At 72.7% G+C, this 16,623-nt stretch carries 13 protein-coding genes; 6 read left to right on the forward strand and 7 right to left on the reverse strand.

Translation table 11 applies throughout. From position 1 onward, the window contains the following. Positions 1–208 precede the first annotated feature (208 nt). From ACZ6Q9_RS19970 to ngcE, 3 genes are all read right to left on the reverse strand, one after another. Complete coding sequence (locus ACZ6Q9_RS19970; RefSeq protein WP_396827309.1) at positions 209–1,117, reverse strand: carbohydrate ABC transporter permease; 909 nt, start codon at positions 1,115–1,117, stop codon at positions 209–211. Beyond that, a complete protein-coding gene (locus ACZ6Q9_RS19975; protein ID WP_393268081.1) occupies positions 1,114–2,022 on the reverse strand; it encodes a carbohydrate ABC transporter permease in 909 nt (302 codons plus the stop codon). Before ACZ6Q9_RS19975 ends, ACZ6Q9_RS19970 begins: the two co-directional genes overlap by 4 nt. Positions 2,023–2,086: 64 nt before the next feature. Next, entirely contained in the window at positions 2,087–3,505 is a 1,419-nt protein-coding gene (ngcE, locus tag ACZ6Q9_RS19980) for an N-acetylglucosamine/diacetylchitobiose ABC transporter substrate-binding protein (RefSeq protein ID WP_393268078.1), read from the reverse strand. 196 nt (positions 3,506–3,701) lie between these two features. On the opposite strand from ngcE, the gene ACZ6Q9_RS19985 reads away from it, so the two are divergent. Further along, on the forward strand, positions 3,702–5,219 hold the full coding sequence (locus ACZ6Q9_RS19985; protein WP_393268076.1) for an acyltransferase family protein: 1,518 nt from the start codon (positions 3,702–3,704) through the stop codon (positions 5,217–5,219). Here the strand turns inward: ACZ6Q9_RS19985 and ACZ6Q9_RS19990 are convergent. After that, the gene (locus tag ACZ6Q9_RS19990; RefSeq protein ID WP_396827571.1) at positions 5,191–6,705 is read right to left on the reverse strand and encodes a CoA-acylating methylmalonate-semialdehyde dehydrogenase; all 1,515 of its coding nucleotides are present in this window, start codon (positions 6,703–6,705) and stop codon (positions 5,191–5,193) included. The two genes, ACZ6Q9_RS19985 and ACZ6Q9_RS19990, sit on opposite strands and share 29 nt — an antisense overlap. A gap of 23 nt (positions 6,706–6,728) precedes the next feature. Continuing rightward, positions 6,729–8,036, reverse strand: coding sequence for an aspartate aminotransferase family protein (locus ACZ6Q9_RS19995; RefSeq protein ID WP_393458161.1), 1,308 nt, complete (start codon positions 8,034–8,036; stop codon positions 6,729–6,731). A 270-nt stretch (positions 8,037–8,306) separates the two neighbouring features. Between ACZ6Q9_RS19995 and ACZ6Q9_RS20000 the strand changes: the two genes are divergently transcribed. The 4 genes from ACZ6Q9_RS20000 (at position 8,307) to ACZ6Q9_RS20015 (ending at position 11,831) form a co-directional block, all read left to right on the forward strand. Further along, entirely contained in the window at positions 8,307–9,287 is a 981-nt protein-coding gene (locus tag ACZ6Q9_RS20000) for a hypothetical protein (RefSeq protein WP_396827312.1), read from the forward strand. Between the two features lie 214 nt (positions 9,288–9,501). Beyond that, on the forward strand, positions 9,502–10,149 hold the full coding sequence (locus ACZ6Q9_RS20005) for a DUF998 domain-containing protein (protein ID WP_396827314.1): 648 nt from the start codon (positions 9,502–9,504) through the stop codon (positions 10,147–10,149). 40 nt (positions 10,150–10,189) lie between these two features. After that, positions 10,190–10,561: a YciI family protein gene (locus ACZ6Q9_RS20010; protein WP_357699254.1), complete on the forward strand. Its 372-nt coding sequence runs from the start codon at positions 10,190–10,192 to the stop codon at positions 10,559–10,561. 40 nt (positions 10,562–10,601) lie between these two features. Next, positions 10,602–11,831: an RNA polymerase sigma factor gene (locus tag ACZ6Q9_RS20015; RefSeq protein WP_396827316.1), complete on the forward strand. Its 1,230-nt coding sequence runs from the start codon at positions 10,602–10,604 to the stop codon at positions 11,829–11,831. 108 nt (positions 11,832–11,939) lie between these two features. On the opposite strand, the gene murD is transcribed toward ACZ6Q9_RS20015, so the two are convergent. Then, a complete protein-coding gene (gene murD, locus ACZ6Q9_RS20020) occupies positions 11,940–13,286 on the reverse strand; it encodes a UDP-N-acetylmuramoyl-L-alanine--D-glutamate ligase (protein WP_396827318.1) in 1,347 nt (448 codons plus the stop codon). A gap of 89 nt (positions 13,287–13,375) precedes the next feature. Here murD and ACZ6Q9_RS20025 point away from each other — a divergent pair, with 89 nt between their 5' ends. Next, entirely contained in the window at positions 13,376–14,725 is a 1,350-nt protein-coding gene (locus ACZ6Q9_RS20025; protein WP_396827319.1) for a MurL-like N-terminal domain-containing, read from the forward strand. Positions 14,726–14,771: 46 nt separating this feature from the next. On the opposite strand, the gene ACZ6Q9_RS20030 is transcribed toward ACZ6Q9_RS20025, so the two are convergent. After that, positions 14,772–16,622, reverse strand: a complete 1,851-nt coding sequence (locus ACZ6Q9_RS20030; RefSeq protein ID WP_466021420.1) for a PucR family transcriptional regulator — start codon at positions 16,620–16,622, stop codon at positions 14,772–14,774. Between the last annotated feature and the right edge of the window lies 1 nt (position 16,623).

Genomic DNA, 16,623 nt, shown 5'->3' on the forward strand with positions numbered 1-16,623 from the left:
GCCAGCCAGCTTGAGCCGTCCGGCCTCGCGTGGTCCCACCGCTGGGGCAGCTCGACAGCGAGCGCGCCGAGCCGGTCCTTCACCTCGTCCCAGAGGTTGGCGGAGCGGAGCGCCCCGACCGTCGCCCTCCTGCCCGTCGGTCAGGGGCGGGAGGGCGACGGAGCGAGCCGCGCCAGCCGCCCGACCGGGTGATCAGTAACGGACGCGGCTACTTGAGCTGGCCGGCGGTCAGGCCCGACTGGATCTGCCGCTGGAAGAGGATGTACACGACCAGCACCGGCAGCGTGGCGATGGTCAGGCCCGCGAAGAGACCGCTGTAGTCACCCTGGTACCCCTGGCTGACCGCCAGCGCGGCGAGCCCCTGCGCAAGCACCCACTTGGAGTCGTCGCCCTGCATCAGCACCTGGGGCAGGATGAACTGGTTCCAGTGACTGAGAAAGTTGAAGATCGCGATGCTGACCAGACCCGGTCGCGCCATCGGCAGCATCACCCGGAAGAAGAGCCGGAAGTGACCGCACCCGTCCATGAGCGCCGCCTCCGCGACCGCGGTCGGCAGGGTCCGGAAGAAGGCGGTGAGGAAGAAGACGGTGAACGGCAACGAGTAGGCGGCGTACACCAGGATCAGCCCGGTCCAGGTGCCGAAGAGGCCGGCGTTGCGCACCACGAAGAACAGCGGCACGAGGGCCAGGAAGACGGGGAACATCATCCCGCCGACGAAGAGGTAGTAGAGGAACTGCCGGCCCCGGAACTCGTAACGGGCGAAGACGTACGCCGCGGTGGCGCCCATCAGCATGGTCAGGGTGAGCGATCCGGTCACCACGATCGCGCTGTTCAGAAAGTACTGGCCGATGTGCGCCTCGGTCCAGGCCCGCGCCCAGTTCTCGAACCGCAGCGCGCCGGGCAGCCCCCACGGGTCGGAGAGGATCTCCCCGTCACTCTTGAACGAGCTGAGGAACATCCAGAGCAGCGGCAGCGCGGTCAACGCGCCCCAGAGCAGCAGGAACCAGTGCGAGAAGATGTTGGCGACGCCGAAATCGCGGCGGAGCTTCCGGTCCCGCGGCGCCGGCCGGTCCGCCACGGCCGTGCCGTCGGGCGCGGTCCTGTCGAGGGTTGTCACGAGTACTCGATCCGATCACGCCGGGCGGCCCGCAGCGCCAGCACCGCCACCGAGAGGGTCAGGAACAACAGCACCACGCCGATCGCCGAGGCATAACCGAACTTGCTCTCGCTGCCGAACGCGGTTTCGTACATCCGCAGGCCGATGACGTCGGAGGAGAAGTTGGGGCCGCCGTTGGTCATCTGCTGGATCAGGATGAACCCGTCCAGGGCCGCGATCGCGAGGTAGATCCAGGCAACCTGCACGGTGTCCCAGAGCAGCGGGATGGTGATCTTGCGCAGGGTGGTCCACCGCGACGCCCCGTCGAGCATCACCGCCTCGTAGATGTCGCGCGGAATCGCCGACATCGCCGCGCCGAAGAGCACCACGTAGAAGCCGACGTTGCTCCAGATCATCACCGCCATTGCGCACCAGAAGGCGAACCGGGGGTCACCCAGCCAGGCCGGCGTGGGCAGGCCGACGGCACCGAGGGCACCGTTGAGCAGGCCGCTGTTGGGGTGGTAGACCTCTTTCCAGAGCAGGGCGATGATGACCACGGAGAGCACCTGCGGGAAGAAGTAGACCATCCGGTACACGGATGTGCCGCGTACGCCGGTCACCCCCGCCCGGCCCTTGCGGCCGCCCATGCTGAGCATCGTGGCGAAGAAGAGGCCGAGGCCGATGGTCACCACCGGCACCACCGCGAGCAGCCACGCGTTGTTCTTGAGGGCGTTCCACACCCGACCGTCGTCCAGCAGCCTCTCGAAGTTGGCCAGGCCGACGGAGTTGGCCTCGGCCGAGTAGCCGAGCCAGTCGGTGGTCGAGATCTGGAAGGCCTGCAGGTACGGCGAGAGCACGAAGATGCCGTAGAGCAGCAGCGGTGGCACCAGGAACGTGATGATCAGCGGGTACTTGCCATGTTTCACGAGAAAGGACCTACTCCCACAGCGGTGGGCCGGTGGGGGCGGATCGGCCCCCACCGGCCGGATGTCACGCGGCCCGCTTGTACTTCTTGACCGAGCTGTCCTGGGCGATCGAGTCGGCGCCCTTCTGGCACAGGTCGAGGAACTCCGCCGGGCCGATCCGACCGCTGAAGAACTCGCCGCACGCGGCGTCGACGAGCTCACGCTCCAGCTTCCGGTAGTAGTTGTTGTAGACCCAGTTGAAGCCGTTGCTGCCGGAGGCCTCCAGCGCCTTGCTCACGGTGCTGAGGCCGAACGGCAGCTCGACGCCCTCGGTCGACCCGGCCACCACGGTCAGGCTGGAGACCTTCCTGGTGAAGTCCTGGGCACCCTTCTTCGACAGCATGACCCGGAAGTACTCCAGGCCGCCGGCGAGGTTCTTCGCCTTGGCCGGGACCATGAACGGCTCGCCGGCGGTGCCGCGGATCGCCTCGAACGGCAGCTTGTCGCCGCTGCCCAGGCTGGGCGTCGGCTGGATCGTCATGTTGAAGCCCTCGGGGGTGACCTTCTTCTGCTCGCTCTCCAGCCAGGAGCCGCAGGAGATGAAGGCGGCCTTGCCCTGGCACCACGCGGTCTGCGACTGCACGTGGTCGAGGCCCGGCGAGCCGGCGAGGATGTAGCCGTCCTTGACGATCTGGTGCCACGCGTCCGCCGCGGCCTTCATCGCGTCGGACTTCCACGCGTTGGGCTCCAGGTTGTCGATCGCCGTGGCGACGGACGCCCCGCCGAACTTGATGGCCGTGGCGATCAGCGGCCAGCTCATGTAACGGGGGTGCTTGCCCGCGTACGTCCACGGCGCGATGCCGGCCGCCTTGATCTTCTTGCACAGCGCGATGTGCTCGTCCCAGGTCTTGGCGTACTCCCAGCCCCGGTCCGCGAAGAGCTTCGTGGAGTGCCAGATGCCGTAGGCGGTGTAGGTGTAGTTCAGCACCATGAACTTGCCGTCGTACGAGCCGACCTCGACGGCGCCCGGCAGCAGGGTGTCCTTGACCGTCTTGCCGGGAACGTCGAGGCTCGGCGCGGCGAGCAGCTCGCCCAGGTCGGCGATGGCGTTCTGGGAGACCAGGCCGTTGAAGTCGATCTGGTCCTTGCCGGAGTTGTTGACCACGTCCGGCGGGGTGCCGTCGACGAAGCGCGGCTGGAGCGTCTTGCCGATCTCCTGAGTCGCCGAGTGCTTGATCTTCGCCTTCGGGTACTTCTCGGTGTACATGGCCTCGTGGGCCTTCGCGTACTCCTCGCCGAAGCCGCCGTTGAAGATCACCACCTCGAGGGGCGCGTCCTCCTTGACCCCGAGGGGGTTCTGCTCGCTCTTGGTGCCCTTGTAGGTGCCGGCGTCGCCCTTGTCGTCGCCACCACCTCCGGTGGCGCAGCCGGCGAGCAGGCCGGCGGCAGGGGTGGCCAGCAGGCCGGCGGCGGCGCTGCGCCGCAGGATGTCACGCCTGTTCATGGTCTCTCCTCGGATCGGGTCCGGGCGGGCGCCGGATGGGGGAAGGCGGGCCGCCGCACGAGGCACAGGGGGAAGTTGTCTTCAGTTTGTTAAGTGTTGCTGAAGAATTTCTACGGCAGTAACCGGCGGACTTCAAGACCGCAGACCGAACCGTTATCACCACCGGTCGGCTCGCGCCTGACATACCCTCGGGGCCATGCGCCGTCTGCGGCAACTCGCCGCACACACGCCGGCTGGTCGGGAACGCTACGTCGACCTGCTCCGGGCGCTCGCGATCGTCATGGTCGTGCTCGGCCACTGGGCGGTGGCCGCCATCGGTGAGGACCCTACCGGCCGACCGACGGCCCGCTCGGCGCTGCCGGACCTGCCCTGGGCGTACCCGCTGACCTGGGTGGCCCAGGTGATGCCGGTGTTCTTCCTGGTCGGCGGCTACGCCAACGCCGCCTCGCTGACGGCCCGCCGGGCGGCCGGCGGCGACGCCGTCTCCTGGCTGCTGGACCGGGGCGCGCGGCTGCTGCGCCCCACGACCGCGCTGCTGCTGGTGATCGCCGCCGGCTCCGCCGTCGCGTCGCTGGCCGGCGCCGAGGCGACGCTGGTGCGTACCGTCGCCTGGTTCGCCACCATCCCGCTGTGGTTCCTCGCGGCCTACCTCGTGGTGGTGCCGCTGACCCCGGCGATGTACGCCCTGCACCGGCGCTTCGGCCTGCTCGTCCCGCTCGCGCTGGCCGCGCTGGTCGCGGCGGGCGACCTGGGGCGCGCGCTGGGGCCGGCCGAGCTGGCGTTGCCGAACTACCTCTTCGGGTGGCTGGCCGTCCACCAGCTCGGCTTCGCCTGGCGCGACGCCCGCGCCGAGCCACCCGCCCGCCCCGACGCGCCCGTTCGCCCCGACGCGCCCGCCCGCCCCGACGCGCCCGTTCGGCGCGGCGTCCGGGCCCACCGGCTGCCGCTGTCGCGGCGGGCCGGCGGGACGGCGCTGCTCGGCGGGCTGGCCGCGACGGTGCTGCTGACCGTCGGGCCGTACCCGGTCGCCATGCTCAACGTGCCGGGCGAGCGGCTGGACAACGCCGCGCCGCCCAGCCTCGCGCTGCTGACCCTGACCACGGCCCAGCTCGGGCTGATCCTGCTGCTGCGCGACCCGGCGGAACGCTGGCTGCGCCGCTCCCGTCCCTGGCAGGCGGTGATCGCGGTGAACGCGGTCGTGCTCACCGTCTTCCTCTGGCACCTGACCGCCGCGATCCTGCTGGTCGGCGCGCTGGACGCGGCCGGGGAGCTGCCGACCCCGCCCGTGGGCTCGGCCGCCTGGCTGGCCTGGCGGGTGCCCTGGGTGCTGATGCTGGCCGTGGTGCTGGCCGTCCTGGTCGCCGTCTTCGGCCCCGTCGAGGCCCGCACCGGCCCGACCGGCCGTGGCCGGGACCGCCGGCGCGCCGACGGCGGCGGGGCGCCCACCCAGGGCCCCGAGCCGACCGGCCGGCCGCACGACGCCGGTCAGCGGCACGACGCCGGTCAGCCCGCCGGTCCGGGGTGGCGGGGCACCGCCCGCGCCGCGGTCACCGGCGCCGGTTTCGCCGCCGTGGTGTACGCCCTGGTCGTCAACGCCGAGACACCGAAGTCGGCCCCCGAGTCGCTGGGGGTGCCGGCCTCGGCGCTGGCGGCGTACCTGGCCGGGTCCGGCGCCCTGCGGCTGCTCAGGTCTGGGTGGGGAAGCCGAGGTTGACCCCGCCGTGGCGCGGGTCCAGCCAGCGGCTGGTCACCACCTTGCCCCGGGTGAAGAAACGCACCCCGTCCTCGCCGTGCGCGTGCAGGTCCCCGAAGAGCGAGGACTTCCAGCCGCCGAAGGAGTAGTACGCCATCGGCACCGGGATCGGCACGTTGATGCCGACCATGCCGACCTCCACCTCGTGCTGGTAGCGCCGCGCCGCGCCACCGTCGTTGGTGAAGATCGCCGTGCCGTTGCCGTACGGGTTGGCGTTGACCAGGTCCACCGCCTCGTCGTACGAGCCGACCCGCACGACGCTGAGCACCGGGCCGAAGATCTCGTCGGTGTAGATCGACATGTCCGGCGTGACCCGGTCGAACAGCGTCGGGCCCAGCCAGAACCCGTCGGCGTCGCCGTCGGGCTCGACGTCGCGGCCGTCCACCACCGGCACCGCGCCGGCGGCCACCCCGGCCGCGACGTACGAGCGGACCTTCTCGGCGTGTGCGGCGGTGACCAGCGGGCCCATGTCGCAGCCGCGCCGGCCGTCGCCGGTGCGCAACCGGGCCATCCGCTGGGCGATCCGGGCGACCAGGGCGTCGCCGACCGGCTCCACCACGACCAGCGCCGAGATCGCCATGCACCGCTCCCCCGCCGAACCGAACCCGGCGTTGACCGCCGCGTCGGCGGCCAGGTCCAGGTCGGCGTCCGGCAGCACCACCATGTGGTTCTTCGCGCCACCGAGGGCCTGCACCCGCTTGCCGGCGGCGCTGCCGCGCTGGTGGACGTACCGGGCGACCGGGGTGGACCCGACGAACGACACCGCCTTCACGCCGGGGTGGTCCAGCAGCGCGTCGACGGCCTCGGCGTCCCCGTTGACCACGTTCAGCACCCCGTCGGGCAGGCCGGCCTCGGCGAACCACTCGGCCAGCAGCAGCGCCGCGCTCGGGTCCTTCTCGCTCGGCTTGAGCACCACCGCGTTGCCGCAGGCCACGGCCACCGGCACGAACCACAGCGGCACCATGACGGGGAAGTTGAACGGGGAGATCACGGCGACCACGCCGAGCGGCTGGCGCAGGCTGTACGAGTCGACCTCGGTGGAGACGTTCTCGCTGAACCCGCCGCGCAGCGCCGAGGGGATGCCGCAGGCGTACTCGATCACCTCCAGGCCGCGCTGCACCTCGCCGGCGGCGTCCGCGAGCACCTTGCCGTGCTCGGCGGTGATCACCTCCGCCAGCCGGCCGCGGCGGGCGTTGACCAGCTCGCGGAAGGCGAAGAGCACCGCCGTCCGCCGGGCCAACGACGCGTCCCGCCAGGCCCGGGCCGCGCGCTCGGCGGCCTCCACCGCGACCGCGACGTCCGCCGCCGAGGCCAGCGCCACCTGACCGGTACGCCGGCCGGTGGCCGGGTCGAAGACGTCCCCGTGCCGGGCCGACGTGCCGGCGAACCGCTTGCCGTCGACGAAGTGCGACACCGTGGCCAGCTCCGGGGCGGTCGCCCTGTCCATGCCGGGCCCGCCGTTCGCCGCGCTCATGCCTGGACCGCCGCCGCCGCACAGGAGCGGATGGCGTCGACCATGACGGCCAGGCCCTCCCGGGCCTCGTCCTCCGTCAGCGTCAGCGGCGGGCCCATCCGCAGCACGTTGCCGTACAGGCCGCCCTTGCCGACCAGCAGCCCGCCCGCCCTGCACGCCTCGAGGACGCGGACGGTCAGCGCCGGGTCCGGCTCTACGGTGCCCGGACGGACGAACTCGACGCCGAGCATCAGCCCCTTGCCGCGTACCTCGGCGACGCAGTCGAGACCGCCCACGGCGGCCCGCAGGCCGTCGGCGAGGATCGCGCCGGTGCGGGCCGCGTTGGCCTGCAGATCGTGGTCGAGCAGGTAGTCCAGCACCGCGTTGCCGGCGGCGGTGGAGACGGGGTTCCCGCCGAACGTGCAGAAGCTGATCGCCGGCACGGACTCCAGCACCTCGGCCCGGCCCACGACGCCGGCCAGGGCGAACCCGTTGCCGATGCCCTTGGCGAAGGTGAGCAGGTCCGGGGTGACGCCGTGCGCCTGGTAGCCCCAGAAGTGCTCGCCGGTGCGCCCCCATCCGGTCTGCACCTCGTCGGAGACGAACAGGATGCCGCGCTCGTCGAGCACCTTCTTCCAGGCGGCGAAGAGCCCGTCCGGCGGGTGCACGAAACCGCCGACGCCCTGGATCGGCTCGGCGATCAGGCAGGCCACGTCGCCGGCGGTCTGGGTGGCGAGCACCTCGCGCAGGTCCTCCACCGCCGCGTCGACGCGCTGCGTCTCGTCGAGCCGGGCGAGCAGGCCGCGCAGCCGCTCCCCAGAGTGCAGCCAGGCCACCTGGAGCGGGTTGAGCGCGCTGGCCGACCAGCCGCGGTTGCCGGTCACGCCCATCGTCGCGTACGACCGGCCGTGGTAGCTGTTGCGCACCGCGAGGATCTGCGCCGAGCGGCGGTGGTTGGTGGCGAACAGCAGCGCCGCCTCGTTCGCCTCGGTGCCGGAGTTGGCGAAGAACACCCGCGCGTCCGGGATGCCGGAGAGCCGCGCGACCTTCTCGGCCAGCTCGACCTGCTGTCGGATGAGGTAGAGCGTGGAGCTGTGCACGATGCCGGTGCGGAGCTGCCGCTCGACCGCCTCCCGGATCTCCGGGATGTCGTAACCGACCATCGAGGTGAGCACGCCGCCGAAGAAGTCCAGGTAGGTGCGGCCCCGGGCGTCGGTGACCCGGCGGCCCGAACCGGAGACCAGCTCGATCGGCTCGTCGTAGTAGAGCGGCATCCAGGACGGGAGCACGGCCCGGTGCCGGGCCAGCAGATCGTCGGAGGTCATCGTCGCACCCTCTCAGCGGCGTTGGCGGTAACCCGCACGCTCTCATCACCGGGAGGCAGGGACAACTGTCACTGTGTAGCGCAGCGGCGGTCCCCGCCTGACAGCGCGTCAACCCGGATGCTGCGGTTTCCGGGGCCGAGAACCGGTCGCCACCCGGTTTTCGGTGGCCGGCGTGGGCTCACGCGACTCATTCCGCATCCGGCGAGCCGCTCCAGATTGGCAACGCCGTCCCTACCGGCTCCGGCACCCGGCCGCCGGTAGGATCCGGCGGTGCGAATCGGGGAGGTGGCGCTGCCCACCGGTGCGGCGGGCACCGGCGCCGGGGAGATCACGGCCGGCGTACGGGCCTGGGTGGACTCGGCGCCGCTGCGCGCCCTGGTCGGGCACTTCGGCGGCGACTGGCCGGGCGGGGACCTGGCGGCCGTGCTGGCCGGCCTCGACGAGTTCTCCGCCCGGCACTGGGACTTCCGGGGCGGGCGGGAACGCCCCGACGCCCGGGAACCCGCCTTCGACCCGGCCACCGTCGGCCTGGTGCTCCGCGCCGCCGCCGCGCTCGGCCTGGTCCACCCGGTGCCGCCGGCCCGGTCCGAGTACGCCCACCTGGTGGTGCTGGGCGGGCTGTCGAACGCCTGCCAGCGCCGGGTCGCGTACGCGGCGCACCTCCTGCGCGCCGGCACCTGGGTCGCCGGCGAGGTGGCCGTGCTGGGCAGCTTCCGCCCGCTGTCCGAGGTGGAGTGCGCGGGGCTGGCGGCGGCCGGCGTCCCGCCCTGCGACACCGAGGTGGAGGCCCTGGACGCGGCGGTGCGGCGCGAGTTCGGGGTGGCCGCCCCGGCCGAGGAGGACGGTCACGACGGGGGCCATCCGCACCACTCCTGGTCGTCGCGGACCTACCGGCCCGCGGGCGGCCCGCCGGTCCGGGTGCTCGCCGCCCCGTCCAGCGATCCCGCGCGACGACGGGCGCACACCGCCGACACCCAACGGTTCTGGGCGGAGCACGTCCACCTGCGCACCGGCGACCCGGTGCTCATGGTGACCGCGCCGATCTACGTGCCGTTCCAGCACTGCGACGCGCTGCGCACCCTCGCCGTGCCGTACGGCTGTGGGATCGAGACCGTCGGCGTCGACCCGACCCTGCCCGACCTGGCCGGGTTGCCCGAGCCCACCCTCACCCCGGGCCGCTACCTCCAGGAGATCCGCTCGGCGATCCGGTCGATGCGCGCCCTGCACGCCGCCCTGATGCCCGCCGGGTAGGAACGTACCCCGGCGCCGGCCAACTCTTGGGTCGGTGTCGAGTTGCTCATCTGGGCCCCGCCCCCGCACGATGGTGTGTTCTGGTTGTGATCACCACCAAAACGGCACACCGATCATGAGGAACAGGATCTCGAAAAAATCTTGAAGACGTGTGTCGGATCCGGGGCGCCCCGTTCGAGGCCTAGGTAGAGACCTCGAATCAAGGAGACAGGCCATGAACCCGAACTGCACCCCGGCGGCCCGGATCACCAAGTCGCTGCTCGGCTACGGCGTCATCGCCGGCCCGATCTACGTCGTCGTGGCTCTGGCCCAGGCACTGACCCGGGAAGGCTTCAACCCGATCCGGCACGCCTGGAGCCTGCTCGCCAACGGCGACTTCGGCTGGATCCAGATCACCAACTTCATCGTCACCGGCCTGATGACCGTGGTCGCTGCGGTCGGCCTGCGCCGGGCGTTGACGCCCGGCCGGGGCAGCACCTGGGGACCGCTGCTGATCGTCGCCTACGGGCTGAGCCTGGTGGGAGCCGGGGTCTTCCGCGCGGATCCCGCGCAGGGCTTTCCCGCCGGTGCACCGCAGCCCTCGACGATCAGCTGGCACGGCATGCTGCACTTCATGGTCGGTGGCGTCGGCTTCCTGTGCCTCATCGTGGCCTGCTTCGTCCTGGCCAGCCGGTTCACCCGCGACGGACAGCGCCGGCTGGCCTGGTTCTCACGTATCACCGGAGTGGTCTTCCTGGCCGGGTTCGCCGGCATCGCCAGCGGCTCGCACGGACCCACCACGCTGGCCTTCGTCGCGGCAGTGCTAACCGTCTTTGCCTGGCTGACCACGGTTTCCGTCCACTTCTACCGCACCGCCGCCTAACCACACCATCGACGACAGTCAACGACCGAAAGGACCGATCATGCGGTACATGATCCTGCTGAAGGCAGCCCGGCCCGCAACCCCGCCCCCGGCGGAACTGATGGACGCGATCATGCGGCTCGGCGCGGAGGCGACCGCGGCCGGTGCGCTGCTCGACACCGCGGGCTTGGCCCCGAGCGTCGCCGGCGCCCGGGTGGGACTCTTCGGCGGCAAGCTCAGCGTCACCGACGGCCCGTTCGCCGAGGCCAAGGAGACCATCAGCTACGCGCTGTACCAGGTGCGGTCCAAGGAGGAGGCGGTGGAGTGGGCTTCCCGGTTCCTGAAGCTCCACCGCGACCTGTGGGAGGGCTGGGAGGGGGAGGCCGACGTGCTGAAGGTCTTCGGCCCCGAGGACTTCGGGAGCCCCGCCTAGATAGACCCGGAGTTCAGGCGGGGTGCGAGGATCGGTAGCCGTGACAGCTACCGATCCTCGCCGCGTCGTCGAGACGGTGTGGCGCATCGAATCCGCCCGGATCATCGCCGGCCTCGCCCGCATCGTTCACGACGTCGGGCTCGCCGAGGAGCTGGCGCAGGACACGTTCGTCATCGCCCTCGAACAGTGGCCGGTCACCGGGGTTCCGGACCATCCAGGATCCTGGCTGATGGCCACCGCCAAGCATCGCGCCATCGACCTGGTGCGCAGGCGGAGTCTGTACCAGAAGAAGTTGGAAGCGATCGGACGAGCGACGCCGGACGCGGAAGAGCCCGACCTCGCCGCGGAGCTGGACGACTACATCGGCGACGACCTGCTGCGACTCATCTTCACCACCTGCCACCCAGTGCTGTCGACCGAGTCCCGGGTCGGTCTCACCCTCCGGCTGCTGGGCGGGCTCACCACCGACGAGATCGCGCGGGCCTACCTGGTCCCGGAGTCCGCAGTCGGCCAACGCATCACCCGGGCCAAGCGGACGCTCACCGAGAAGCAGGTGGCCATCGAGCTGCCGCCGCCAGCCGAGGTCGTCGAGCGGTTGGCCTCGGTGCTCGAGGTCGTCTACCTGATTTTCAACGAAGGGTACGCGGCGACGGCCGGCGACGACTGGATGCGGCCCACGCTCTGCGAGGAGGCGCTGCGCCTGGGCCGGCTGCTGGCCACACTGGCGCCGCGCGAACCGGAGGTGCACGGGCTGGTGGCTCTGATGGAACTCCAGGCGTCACGAATCCCGGCGCGCACCGCCTCGGACGGCACCCCGATCCTGCTGCACGATCAGGATCGGCGGCGCTGGGACCGGCTGCTGATCCGGCGGGGCCTGGCAGCGCTCGCCAGGGCTGGGGACACCTTCGGGCCGTACGCCCTGCAGGCGTCCATCGCGGCCTGCCACGCCCGCGCGACCCGCGCCGAGGAGACCGACTGGGAGCGGATCGCGGCGCTCTACGCGGTACTGGCCCACGTCTCGCCGTCACCGGTGGTGGACCTCAACCGGGCGGTCGCGGTCGGCAACGCCCACGGCCCCGCCCGTGGACTGGAGATCGTCGACGCTCTGGTGCTGCCGAACTATCCACTGGTGCCAGCGGTCCGCGGCGACCTGCTGGCCAGACTGGGCCGCACCGTCGAGGCGCGGCGCGAGTTCGAACGCGCCGCCGGGATGACCCGGAACGCCCGTGAACGCGGCCTGTTCGAGGCCCGGGCGGCCGCGCTCGAATGAGCGTCGGGCCTGGTGCTGTCGGTGTCGAGGCGCCCGGCAGTACCGGCAGCCAGGGCCGGACCAGCGCATAGCTGTGTCAACTACGCCGCCCTGCCGGCCGAGCCGGCGTCAGCCGGCGGTGTCCCGGACGGCCTGGGCGAAGACCTCGGAGCGGTGCTCGAAGTTGCGGAACCGCCCGTAGCTGGGCGCGGCCGGGGAGAGCAGCACCACCCCGTCGGCCGGGGTCAGCCCGCGGGCCAGCCGGACCGCATCCACGAGGTCGTCGACCACCTCGGCGCGTACCTTCGGCAGCCCGGCGAGCGCCTCGACGATCCGGGCGCCGCTGTCCGGGATGCCGATCACGGTGATCTCGCGCTCCGCGAGGTGCTCGCGCAGCGGCGTGTAGTCCAGCCCCCGGTCGGTGCCGCCGACGATCACCGTCAACGGCCGCCCCTCGTACGCGTCGATCGCGTGCATCGCCGCGTACGGGCTGGTGGCGAGGGTGTCGTCGACGAAGGTGAGACCGGACGGGTCGACGATCTCGGTGAGCCGGTGGGCCAGCCCCTGGAACCCCGCCACCGCCACCGCCAGGGTGTCCCTGCGGGCCACCACGTCGACGCCGAGCGCGTCGAGCACCGCGAGGGCGACGCAGAGGTTGCCCTCGTTGTGCCGGCCGACCAGCGGCAGCACCGCACGCGGGAACAGTGGCCGGTCGCCGAGGTGGAACCAGGGCGTGCCGTCGGGGCCGCTGGCAACGTGGGCGGTGTCGGGCAGGCCGGCGCGCACGGCCGTCCGGTCGCCCAGTTCGAGGGCGAGTCGCGGGTCGGCGCCGTTGACCACCACGGTGTGCGGCCCGTGCGCGAGGAGGTTGAGCTTGTCCCGGTAGTACTCGGCCTCGCCGCCGTGCGCGTCGAGGTGCTCGGGGAAGAGGGCGGTGACCACCGCCACCCGCGGCGAGTCGGTCAGGTCGCTGCACTGGTAGCTGGAGAGCTCCAGCACGTACAGCTCCGCCTCCGGCAGGTCCAGCGTCGGCACGCCGATGTTCCCGCCGAAGACGTTCGGCCGGTCCACGGCGGCGAGCAGGTGGCTGATCAGGCTGGAGGTGGTGCTCTTGCCCTTGCTGCCGGTGACGCCGACCGTGCGCTCGGCGTGGTCGGCCATCCACAGGGCCGTGCCCTGGGTCACGGTCACACCACGCCGGCGCAGCTCCACCAGCCACGGGTGGGTCTGCGGCACGCCGGGCGAGCGGACCACCACCTCGGCGGCGGCCAGCCGGGCGAAGCCGTCCTCGCCGGTGACCAGCGGCGCCGCCTCGGCCAGCGACCCCTCCCAGGGCAGACTGAGGAAGTTGGCGCTGTCGTCGACGGCGACCAGGTCAGCCGGGCCGTGCGCGGCGATCGCGGTCACGGCCGCCCGGCCCTCCCGACCGGCGCCCCAGACGGCGACGGTACGTCCGCGCAGGTCAGACAGGCGCACAGGCTCTCCTCAGGGGGTGTCGGCGGGCGAGGCAGGGGCGGTCCGGCGCAGCCGGACACGGCCGGACGAACCAGGGCCTAGTATGGCGTGTGCCCAACGAGCAGCTCCGGCGGATGGACGCCTTCACCTTCCCGTCCTACTCGATCGATCTCTCCACCGGGGAGGTCCTGTTCGACTACGCCCTCACCGGACCCGACGGCGAGCAGCGGTTCACCGAGGTGATCACCCTTCCGCTGCCCGACGCGCCGCCGTCGGACGAGACCGTGGCGACCCTCGGCCGGGTCCTGGAGCTGCTGCACGTGGTCGCCGGGGTCAGCTACTACAAGGCCGCCGCGCCGCCCCGCGTGGTGCTGCCGGCGCCGCTGGGCGCGGCCGCCGCCGAGCTGGTCACCGCCCTCTACACCAAGGGCCTCGCGGAGTACGCGTACCGCAACCAGCTGCCGCACGTACTGGAGCTGCGCCCGGAGGTGCCGGCCGGCACGGTCTCCCCGGCCCGGGTGTACGACGACTCCGACCGGCGTCCGCTCTCGGCGGTGGGCGGCGGAAAGGACTCGATCGTCAGCCTGGAGGCGCTGCGTCGGGCCGGGTTCGACCCGGTGCCGTTCTCGGTCAACCCCAACCACGTGATCGTCTCGGTGAACGAGGCGTCCGGGCTCACCCCGCTCGCCGCCCGGCGGCGCATCGACCCAGTGCTGTTCGAGCTGAACGCCGCCGGGGCGCTCAACGGCCACATCCCGGTCACCGCGATCAACTCGCTGATCGCGGTCGCCACCGCGGTGCTGCACGGGCTGGGCCCGGTGGTGATGTCCAACGAGCGGTCGGCGTCGGACCCGAACCTGGTCTGGAACGGCCACGAGATCAACCACCAGTGGTCCAAGGGCGTGGAGGCGGAGGGGCTGCTGCGGGCGGCGCTGGCGGAGCACGCCGGGCTGACCGAGCCGTACTTCTCGCTGCTGCGCTCGCTGTCCGAGCTGCACATCGCCCGGCTGTTCGCCGAGATCGACCGCTACGACGACGTGGTGACCAGCTGCAACGCCGCGTTCAAGCTGCGTGACGCCAGCGAGCGCTGGTGCCGCGACTGCCCGAAGTGCCGGTTCGTCTTCCTGGCCATGGCGCCGTTCATGTCGCGCGAGCGGATCACCCACATCTTCGGCGGCGACCTGCTCGCCGACCCCGCGCAGGTGCCCGGCTACCGGGAGCTGCTGGGCGTGGACGGGCACAAGCCGTTCGAGTGCGTCGGCGAGGTGGAGGAGTCGGTGGTGGCGTTGAGCCTGCTCGCCGAGCAGGACGAGTGGCGCGACGCCCCGGTCGTCCGCGCCCTCGTCGACGCGGTCCCGGCCACGGCCTGGTCGGCCGCCGCCAACTCCGACGTCTTCACCCCGGGCGGCCCGAACCACGTCCCCCCGCCGTACGCCAAGGCCCTCACCGCCCTCACCTGACCCCTTCCTCCCCCTCCCCCGCCCCGGGCCACGCCGGCGGTGATCGTCAGGGGGTTCGGATGGCGTCCAAGGCCAGCAGGGCGACGTGGAGGGAGAGACAGGCCTCGACCGAGTCGAGGTCGACGTCCAGCACGCGGCCGATCCGGGCCAGCCGCTCGTAGAACGCCGGCCGGGACAGGTGTGCCGCGGCGGCCGCCGCCGACTTGTTCCGGCCCTGCTCCAGGTACGCCCGCAGGGTGCCGAGCAACTGCTCGCGGGGGTGCTGCGCGTCGTACGTCAGCAGGGCGCCCAGTTCCCGCTCGACGAAGGTCTGCACCCGGGGCTCGTCGCGCAACAGGTGCAGCAGCCCGGCCAACCCGACGTGCGGCAACCGGAAGATCGGCAGGTCCCGCCGGTCCCGCCGGGCGGCGTCGGCGACCTGCCGGGCCTCGACCAGCGACCGGCGCGCCTCCCGCAGGCTGCCCACCCCGGAGCCGGCCGCGATCAGCACCGCGCCGCCCGACGGCGGCCGGGCCGCGCCGTTGCCCGGGACGTCCCGGGGCGGGCCGTCGAGGCGTCCGGAGGCGGCGGCGACACCGACCCGGTCGGTCGGCGCGGCGGTGTCCGGGCGGCCCCGGCGCAGCGCGGCGGCGAACGCGGCCAGCGCCCGCTCCTCGGCGGCCGGGTCGGGCAGGGCGAGCAGCACGCCGACGGCATGGTCGTCGACGGCGCTGGTCAGCCCGGTCAGCTTCGCCTCATGCAGCGCCTGGCCGACGGCCTCGGCGAGGTCACGCAGCCGCGCCGGACCCGACTCCGGGTCGCCCGCGCCCGGGTCGCCCGGGTGTCCGGCCTCGCTGGCCGGGCCGCCCTCCCCCGCCGGGTCGTCGGCCCGGTGCCGGACCACCACGCCGACGAGGTGCCGCCGTTCCAGCACCACGCCGAGCGCCCGGGCCCGCAGGGCCACCTCGTCCACCGGGCGGGAGTGGTCGAGCAGGGCGGTGAGCAGCGTCCGGTGGATCTGCCGTTCCAGTCCCTCGGCGTCGCGCCGGATCAGCCGGCCCAACGCCAGCGTCGAGGCGGCGCGTTCGACCAGGATGGTCAGCCGGGTGGGCGGTCCGGCCGGCGGGGCACCGGCGACGCCCACCCCGACCTCGGCCGCCGGGTCGAGCACCCGCCGGCCGGCGGCCAGGTCGCCCCCGCCGGGCCACCGCAGCAGCAGCCGGCCCCAGTCGTGCCCCCGGGCGCCGACGGTGGTCACCAGCCAGCCGCTGTCCGCGTCGTACGCGGTCCGCCCCGCCGGCCGGATCCGGCGGGAGTGCTGCTCCCAGCCGTCCAGCAGCAGCTCGGCACTCTCCCCCGCCGGGTCGTACGCGAGCACCTGCCGGGAGAGGTTCTCCAGCACCACGGGGCAGCCGGACAGTTCGGCGGCCTGCCGGACCACCTCGCCGGGGCCGGCGCCCTCCACCGACAGCTCGGTGAAGCGCTGGTGGATCTCCTCGGTCGCCCGCAGCTCGGTGAGCTGGGCGTCGACGATCAGCGCGTGCACCGCCTCGGTGATCCGCACGAACGGGGTGGCCCGCCGCAGCTCGACCAGCGGCAGCCCGCGCCGCTCGGCGACGGCCGCCATCACCCGGGGCACCCCGCTGACGTACCGGCGGCCCAGCTCGACGACCAGGCCGGAGACCCCCACGTCGGCCAGGTCGCCGACGAAGGCGCGCAGCCCGGGGTCGTCGGCGGGCAGCCCGATGCCGGTGGTGAGCACCAGTTCGCCGCCGCCGAGCAGGGTGGCGATGTCGGGCACCTCCGCCACGTGCACCCAGCGCACCGGGCGGTCGAGGCCGGCGTCCCCGGCGATCAGGCGCGGAGCGCCGTGGCGGACGGGGTCCAGCGCGAGGACCTCACGGACGGTAGGGAACACG

It is taken from the genome of Micromonospora sp. NPDC049139 (assembly GCF_055586845.1).